Source organism: Candidatus Angelobacter sp. (assembly GCA_035607015.1).
In the GTDB taxonomy this organism is placed as follows: Bacteria; Verrucomicrobiota; Verrucomicrobiia; order Limisphaerales; family AV2; genus AV2.
Window position 1 is genome coordinate 1 of sequence record DATNDF010000250.1, and the last position, 8678, is coordinate 8678.

The 8678-nt window shown below is 55.6% G+C and carries 6 protein-coding genes; 3 read left to right on the forward strand and 3 right to left on the reverse strand.

Annotated elements, in window-relative coordinates:
* Nucleotides 1-188: 188 nt before the first annotated feature.
* From VN887_10180 to VN887_10190, 3 genes are read right to left on the reverse strand one after another with little or no spacing between them, the layout of a single operon-like run.
* Nucleotides 189-1556, reverse strand: coding sequence for a PQQ-binding-like beta-propeller repeat protein (locus VN887_10180; protein ID HXT40379.1), 1368 nt, complete (start codon nucleotides 1554-1556; stop codon nucleotides 189-191).
* A 31-nt stretch (nucleotides 1557-1587) separates the two neighbouring features.
* Entirely contained in the window at nucleotides 1588-2706 is a 1119-nt protein-coding gene (locus tag VN887_10185; protein ID HXT40380.1) for a heparan-alpha-glucosaminide N-acetyltransferase domain-containing protein, read from the reverse strand.
* Between the two features lie 36 nt (nucleotides 2707-2742).
* Nucleotides 2743-4008 carry a PQQ-binding-like beta-propeller repeat protein gene (locus tag VN887_10190; GenBank protein HXT40381.1) on the reverse strand — a complete coding sequence of 422 codons (1266 nt, stop codon included), beginning with the start codon at nucleotides 4006-4008 and terminating at the stop codon, nucleotides 2743-2745.
* Between the two features lie 916 nt (nucleotides 4009-4924).
* Here VN887_10190 and VN887_10195 point away from each other — a divergent pair.
* The 3 genes from VN887_10195 to VN887_10205 form a co-directional block, all read left to right on the forward strand.
* The gene (locus VN887_10195; protein ID HXT40382.1) at nucleotides 4925-5167 is read left to right on the forward strand and encodes a hypothetical protein; all 243 of its coding nucleotides are present in this window, start codon (nucleotides 4925-4927) and stop codon (nucleotides 5165-5167) included.
* A gap of 445 nt (nucleotides 5168-5612) precedes the next feature.
* On the forward strand, nucleotides 5613-6404 hold the full coding sequence (locus tag VN887_10200; protein ID HXT40383.1) for an FkbM family methyltransferase: 792 nt from the start codon (nucleotides 5613-5615) through the stop codon (nucleotides 6402-6404).
* 374 nt (nucleotides 6405-6778) lie between these two features.
* A partial coding sequence (locus VN887_10205) for an Ig-like domain-containing protein (GenBank protein ID HXT40384.1) occupies nucleotides 6779-8678 on the forward strand: 1900 nt, incomplete at its 3' end.

Below are 8678 nucleotides of genomic sequence, written 5' to 3' on the forward strand. Positions count from 1 at the left end.
TACTGCGGCAGCAGCGGCTCCAGCCGGGCCCACTGGGAGTCGGATAACATGGGTTTTGCCATCCCCAGTTTTTCACAGATCCGTCGTAAAGGTACAAGGGAAAAGTACTTACAATTTGTCAGCTTGTGAAACCGCTTCTAGAGACTTTCGCGTGTCGCTCAGTCCGGTAGCTGGGAAATCAGGCGGCCTCACTTCGCGAGATTCACACAAACCAGATTGTCTTCGCTGCGGAGATAGAGTTTCCTGCGGGACAACACCGGCGCAGCCCAGCAGGGAAAATGCAGCGACGGGACCTGCCAACGAGAAATCTCCTCGGGCTTTTGCGGGTTCGGCCTGAAGATGCCGAGCAGCCCGCCTTCGCCCAGCACAATCAACTTGCCCTCGGCCATGATTGCGGAGCCGCGCCCGTAAACGCCAGGCTGCGGCAAATAGCGACCGCTATGCGCTGGCCAGCTTTCGTCCCGGTCCCACATGAGTTTGCCGGTTTTCAACTCGACACACCGAAAGCGCGCGTCCGGCTCGTTACGGCCGCTGAAGGCGTAGAGGCAACCTCCGTGATAAACCGGCGTGTTCCAGTGAAGCTCCAGGACGTCGCTCCGCCAGGCCTCGTCGAAATGTCGATTGTCGGAATTTAGACGCAACAGGACGGAACCGATCTTGTAGTACGCTGCGGAAATCAAAACCGTGTCGTCCACGACAACCGGGCTCATCGCGTTCACCGATTCTTCCACGCGCGAGCGAAACCAAAAACTGGTATCGACGATTCCGTTCGAAGGATTCAGAGAGACCAAACCCTGGCGCATCAAACAAAGAACCTGGCGCCGGCCGTGAATCGTCGCTGCGACGGGCGTGGAATAACTGGCCTGTTTGTCCCAGTTTTTCCACTGCACTTTCGGCTCACCCGGCCAACCTGTCATGGTCACGCCCTGCCAGTTTTCCTGTCCGACATTTTCCCAGATCGTTCTGCCCGTCTTCGCGTCAAACGCCACGACGCCAGAGTTCGGCTGGCCGCCGACCATCGCGATCAGCAAATTACCTTCCAGCAGCGGCGTGCTGCCGACCCCGAAGAATGCTTCCGGGACGTTCCAATCCCTGCTGGTATCGCGCTGCCAAACCAGCCCGCCGGTTTGGATGTCGAGGCAAAGCAGCTTGCCTTCCGCTCCGAACGTGTAACAGAGATTTGAGGTGAGCAGCGGTGTGCAACGTGGGCCGTTGTTGTAACCGTAAGGGTCGATATAACGACTCGGATAATCATAATGCCACAACGGTTTCCCGGTCGCAGCGTCGAGGCACTGGACGATTTCTTCATCGCCGACTCGATGATGCAAGATAAGCCTCTCGGCGAGAACCGACGGCGCGCCGTAACCCGTGCCTATCTTTTTCTCCCAGACAATCGGAGGGCCGTTGGTAGGCCAGCGATCAAGCAGCCCTGTTTCGTCGGAGATTCCATTACCGTGTGGGCCGCGAAACTGCGGCCAGTCGCCGCTCTCCGAATGAGTAAAAGTCGGAAAAAAACCGGTCAATGAAATGACGATTAGGCAAACGAACCTTTTCACTTGGTGATCAGCGGGTGCAGCGGTGCTGCATTCAGAGACGCAGGAATATTTTTCGTTTGTGCAGGAAACGCACGAACCAGAGAACAAGGGTCAGGCTCACGACCGCAACCACCAGCTGATCGTATTGATGAAAGCAATGGCCGAGGTCGCCGCCAACAAATCGAGAGGCAATTTTCCCGAAATCAATCAGGTTTTGTGCCATATAAATTGTGATTGAATTGGTGCCGATCCATACGAAGGGAATTGCCCATCGTTGAAACTTCCACACCTCGATGATTTGGTAGAATAACGCCAGCAACAGCGCGCTGTAACCACCGGCCACGAGTACGTAGGAAGAAGTCCACAGTTTCTTGATGACCGGAAAATTGAAGTTCCAGAGCCACCCCAAAGCCACCCCTGCGGCGCCGTAGCCAACCAGACAAGCGACTTTCCGACGGTCAGAAACACCGGTGTTCTTCAGCAGCATTCCTGCAAAGACGCCGAGCAGGCACGTCGCAATTGCCGGGAGCGTGCTCAATAATCCTTCGGGGTCGTGGTCGCCGTCCCATTTGCGCAGCGGGAGATACTGTTGGTCTATGTAGTTGGCGAGGTTCTTGCCTTCTGTGAAATTACCGGCACCAATCTCTGGCACCGGGACAAAAGACATGAGCGCCCAGTAGCCAATCAACAGGCCGGCGCACGCGCCGACAAGCGCCTTGGGTTTGAGATAACAATACAGGATGCTGGCGAAGAGGTAACTCAGGGCGATGCGTTGCAGCACCCCCAGCAAACGGATGCGCTCGAAGGGCGTCGCAAACCCGCCGTAATAGAAAATGCCCAGAAGATACATGAGCGCAGCGCGGCGGAACACGCGTTTGAGCGCAGCCGTACGGCCTTGTGCCTCAATGGCCCTGGTAAGCGAAAAAACAATGGATATTCCAGCCATGAACACGAACAACGGAAAAATCAAATCTTCAAAGTGAAGCCCTTCCCAGGACTTGTGTTCGAGTTGATCGGCCAGCAATTTGATCATGCCGCCGTCGCTGATTTTTCGCAACGCCTCGACCAGGCCGTCGGCACCAATGATCCAGAACATGTCAAAGCCGCGCAGCGCGTCGAGCGACAGCAACCGCGCCGCGGTTGGGGCGGGAGGGCTTGCTTTTTCGGGCATGAATGACAGTCAAGAAACCACGTTCGTCAACTCGATTCAATCCTTTTTAGGCTCGCGCAGATCCACGCAGACCATCGCATCTTTGCTTCGAGCGAAAAGGCGACCGTCTGCCAGAGCCGGGTATGCGCGAACACCGTTGGGGAGGATTTGCGCGCGCGCAGTCGGTTTGAAGCCGCCGGGTGACGCGCGCGCAAGCACGAGTTCGCCGTTTTCTTTCAAGACCAGCAAGTGGTCACCGGCCAATGTGACCGTGCCGGCGCCAAAACGGTCCTGACTCCATCGGACGTTTCCCGTTTTCAGTTCCACACACCTCAGGTTCGGTCCGAGTTCCTGGCGTCCATCAAATCCGTATAGAAAACCATCGTGATAAACGCTGGTTGCGTAATGATTGGAAAGCGACTCTTCGGCTGACCACACTTTTTCAGCGCGGTTGTTTTTGACTCGCAGCAGAACCGCGCCCGTGCCATAGCTGGCCGACAGAAAGACCAGGTTTCCGATTATTAAGGGCGTCGCCGCGCTGACGGAGGCGTGGATTCTCGGTTGCCAGGGAAAATCAAAAGAAACCTTGCCGGTCTCGGGATCCAAAGCCACCAGTCTGTGTCGAGTGAAAAAAAGGATGTAACGTTGATCGTTCAACGTGGCCGCAACCGGTGACGAGTAGCTGGCCTCGTCGTCCGTCGCTTTCCAGATTTGTGCCCCCGTGTTTTTGTCGAATGCGACTATTCCAGCACCGTTCATCCCGCCGATGTTCAACAACACGGAAGAACCCTCAATCAAGGGTGAGCAAGCCATGCCAAAAAAACCTTTGGGTGCCGCGAATTGAGCCTTCGTGTTGACACTCCAGATTTTTTTGCCAGTCTGCAATTCGAAGCAGTGCAACATTCCTTCGGCCCCAAACGTGAAGACTCTTCCGTCGGCTATCGTCGGGGTAGCCCGCGGTCCCTCGTCAAATCCGAAGTCATCCTGGTAGGCGGTGGGATAGTCAAAAGACCAGAGCGATTTCCCGGTGTCAGCGTCAAGACATTCAACGACCTCCCTGTTATTCAGGCGGTGGAACAATATTAATTTGGCCGACGAAGTCACCGGACCGCTGAAACCTTGTCCGATCTTTTTTCTCCATATGACCGATGGGCCTTCTTTTGGCCACGAAGCAGCGAGATCAGATCCGGGGTAAACTCCGTTGCGTGCTGGTCCGAGGAATTGCGGCCAGTCGTGGGCGTGAACTCGCGGGAATGATTGCAACAGAAGAGCGCACACCAGCGCCGTGTAGCGCGCGTTTGTTGCGAGGATGCCGGTCTGCATTGGATGAAGCGAGTGTCGCTTTGAGAGCTAACGAAAAAAACGCCCAACCGTCAATCGTTGCGGTTGAGCCTCAGCTGTCGTCCTTGGGGTCCTTGGCCCCAAGGACGACGAAGAGTTGGTTCCCCTCCCAAAATCTCGCCAGTATTCGCCGTCGCTCTCCGTTCTCGAAGGTGAATTGTGGAAACAACTGTAGCAGGGAAACAAATGAGCGCTATACCACGTTTGTGGTATAGCGCTCAAAGTGATGCTTTTAGCAGATTGTGATTTAACATGTTGTAAATAAAGTGATTATCATATGTTTTCAAATGCGGCGCGATAAAGTGCTTCGTGACAAAAAAGGAGCGATACAAAACCGGCGAAGGGCAACTTCCAGCTAATCAATAGTCAAAAAGAAGGCGTGAGTGAGCAGCAATTGGAGCGGTTTACTGTGCGTTTCAAAATCTATATGTTGCGCCGACCCATCTGGATGTGGCAGGAGGGTTGAAGATCGGCGACGGGCGCACCTACCCAGTTGCGTAAATGTAGTGGGTGATTGTCCCCATTCGCGGTGGCGCAAAGGCCTGAATTTGTCGCTTAAATAATCTGTTTTGCTTAGAAAACCTCGTATTACGCGTTCGAGACAACTGCGGCATGTATAAAGCTTCCGCGTAGGCCCGCAATGTTTCTCGGCAGCAAATCCAAGTCTCGCTTTTGGCTCATGTGCGTGCGGACAGGCAGTGTAGCGTTTCTGTGTATAGGTTTTGTACTCGTAGTGAAATCGACAATTGAAATTGCCGATATTCGTCATGTGACCACAAATTCCCTGTCCTGGTCTTCGGGAGGGCTCTTGCTCCTGCTAATCGGATCATTGACAAACTCGTGCCGCAAAGGGGAGAAACCCGCACTTTCGACTTCTGTGAAATCAAAGGGTTGAACCATGCCAACGCGCGATCATCCTCAACGAGTCATAATCATCAGCGGAGTTCGCTACTACGTGGATATCCGCTTGGACATTCCCTGGTCTTACGGTGAAGAATGGTGTGGCCGGGATGAAGTTGTTGATCGCGCCCGCGTCGAAGCTTCAGTTTTTGGCGTCACTCACGGATTAAATGGCCAGATTCACGAGGCCCGGTGTAGAACGGAGCCTTGGCTGCACACGGAACTCGTGCATGGCGAATGAGGCGGATAGGGTATCTCCGGTACAACGCGAAACCACGTTGCCCTCAAACTCGAAGCCATTGCCCGTTCTTCCACTATTCGGCCACAGCTATAATCGCGTTAGTCGCAGTCGAAGCGTTCGATGTTGTCCGTCTTGGAAGGAGTTGCGCCTCCATTTGCCCCATGGGCGGCAGTCGCTGAAACAGGTTGCTGACAATGTCAGCCCACTTCACGGCAGCGCGAGTCACTGACCTGGGGTGGACGCCCCATGTTAACTTGGGGTGTGACCCGGCGTCGTTGGAGAGATTCGCCCCATTGAAGCGCCGCGTCTGCGGCGCGCATCATTCTTCGATGATGACGAAAACAATCGGCGGCGTCGAGTCGGTGCTCGCAGGTGGGGGCCGACCGCGGGCAGTGAGTGAGTGGCGCATCTTTACTTCAACTTCGACCGTCTCTCGAGTACCGCAATGAAAGCGCTCGCACTAAGTTCAAAATTCCTCCGTCCATTCCTTCGTTCAGGAGGATGGACCTACACGATCAGGCAGGGCGTCGCGGCGGGTTTGGTTCGGAAAGGCGGCCTTGGTTTCATTCCTAGAGCCTTGTCACAGGAGGAAAGATTCCTGCTCGACTTGGATTGGGAAGGCCAGACCGTTTACGACGTGGGGGGCTACGAAGGCGTTTTTACCCTGTTTTTTGCAAAATCCGTGGGGCCCCGCGGTCGAGTGTTCACCTTTGAACCCAATCCGGCAAACTGCCAGAGAATTAAGGAAAATGTTCTGCTCAATCATCTGAACAACATTAGGCTCCTCCAGTTCGGTCTTGGGTCCGGAAAAAGCAAAAGCAAATTGGTCTTCTGGCCGGGTGAACCTGCGCGTGGAAGCATCGACGAGAGCTATCAAAAAAGTCTGCTCCGGCAAAAAGAAGCCACTTGCATCGAAATCGAAATTGACTCGCTCGACAATCTGCTTTCGTTGAATTCGTTACCTCCGCCAGACTTTGTCAAAATTGACGTCGAAGCGGCCGAATTAGAAGTGCTCCGGGGCATGAGCCACACTCTCGAAACTTACCAGCCCCGGCTGTTCATTGAAGTTCATTCAGGAGTGGATGTTCGACAGCTGGTGCAAGGATTGGTCGAAAAGGGCTATCACCTGCACCATGTTGAATCGAAAACGCCGATTGGTTCGGCGAATACTCAAACTGCCTACAACGGGCACCTTTACTGCGTGCATCATGCTCGCCTCCCGCGCGGTCCTGCGTGACCGCAGGTCAGATATATTCCCGTGCAGCATTTCAAAAAGACCTGCGGTCGTATGCCGTCACGCATGTCGCGAATCCACAGGGACGCCATTTAAAAGGGCGACGATCGCCCGACGATTCGGTGACGGGCCAGGCGCCGAAACATATCGGGAGGGCCCTTTTCACAAGCTCTTCCGGATACAAGGGACGAGGGCGGAACACCGATAATATTTCCTCCGTTCTCAGGATTTGTAGTCCGGCACCGACGCGCGTGTAGGTCAAACGCCGACAACCCTAGTTTCTTGATTCCGACAGAATAATCAGACCAGGACCGATTATGTAGAAAACCCAATTTTTCTAAGCTGACGGCACTATGACAAAGTTACTTAGTGCCGTAATGAGCGCTCTGGCAATAGGGTTAAGCACCCATTTTGTAAGAGGCGTCGAACCTACCTGGAATTATGCCGTGCAGGTCAGCGCGGCGGTTCAAATCTCGCCACCGCAGATCACCCTCTCCTGGCCGCAGGACACGACCGCCACCCCCAGCAGTTACACGGTTTATCGCAAGGCACCGGCCGCAACTTCCTGGGGCGGGGGAACGACACTACCCGGCAGCACGACCAGCTATGCGGACACCGGGGTGACTGGCGGCACGGCTTATGAATACGCGGTGGTAAAAAACGCCGGAACCTACAACGGCTATGGCTACATTGAGTCGGGGATCAATGTGCCGCTCGTCGAAAACCGCGGCAAGGTCGTGCTCATCGTGGACAGCACCTATGCCGCGAATCTTTCCGCCGAACTGAGCCGGTTACAACAGGATCTTGCCGGTGACGGCTGGATCGTGCTCCGCCACGACGTCGGCCGCAGCGATTCGGTCGTCAGTGTAAAGAATTTAATCAAGGCGGATTACAACACCGATCCCGTGAACGTGAAGTCTGTTTTTTTGTTTGGCCATGTGCCAGTCCCGTATTCCGGCCAGCTGAACCCTGACGGGCATCCTGACCACGTCGGCGCCTGGCCGGCGGACGTTTATTACGGCGATATGGACGGCAACTGGACCGACAACTCGGTCAACTACACCCAAACCGTCAATACGGATCCCGCCGACGCGGCAAGGCTGACCAATGTCCCGGGGGACGGCAAGTTCGACCAGACTGCGATCCCCTCTGCCGTGGAATTGCAGGTCGGCCGCGTTGACCTGGCGAATATGCCCGGACGACTCGTGTGGGGCGGTCCCGCGACGTTCCCAAGCGAACAGGAATTGCTGCGACAATATCTGAACAAAGACCATAATTTCCGGCACAGGATTACAAATGCCCAGCGCCGCGGAGTCGTCGCGGATTATTTCGGGGTGAGGAACGGCGAAGCGTTTTCGGCCAGTGCGTATCGCGGATTCTCGACTTTCTTCGGTCCGAACAACATCTCGAACCTGAACGCGATTTACAATGACACACAGGGCGTCTGGGTGCCGGCACTCGCGACCAATGATTTTCTGTGCGCCTACGGTTGCGGCGCCGGCAGTTACTCGACCATCAGCGGTCTTGGCAACGGGGGCAATTACAACGCCGCCACCACTCCGGAGATCGTGAACAACAACGTGCGTGCCGTCTTTACTCTGCTTTTCGGCAGTTGGAATGGCGATTGGGATCACGAGGACGATTTCCTGCGTTCCATTCTCGCAACGAAAGACTACGGTCTTGCAGCGGCCTGGTCGGGGCGTCCCCATTGGTTCATCCACCCGATGGGGTTGGGAGAAACCATCGGTTATTGCGCGCGCCTTACGCAGAACAACAACGGCTTCTATCAGAATCAAATTAACAGCGCCGCAAATTACATTCATATCGCATTGATGGGCGACCCGACGCTGCGTCTGCATACGGTCGCTCCTGTGGGCTCGTTGGGTGGCACCGCCGCGGCGGGGACTGTGACGCTGGCCTGGACGCCTTCACCTGATTCACCGCTGGGGTATCACGTATATCGCGCGCTGTCGGCCGCCGGGCCGTTCACTCGTTTGAGCAGTTCGCCGCTGAGCGTCACGTCCTTTCTGGATGCCAGCGCACCGTCGGGGGCCACTTACATGGTGCGAGCGGTGAAACTGGAGAATACACCCAGCGGCAGCTACTACAACGCAAGTCAGGGGACGTTCTGGTCGGCGGGCGGAGTGCTTCCTCCTTCGGGCGACACGACGGCTCCGACGGTTACGATGAGCGCCCCGGTGAACGGAGCGACAGTGTCCGGTTCTTCGGTGACGGTGTCGGCGAACGCGACGGACAACGTCGGGGTGACGGGGGTGC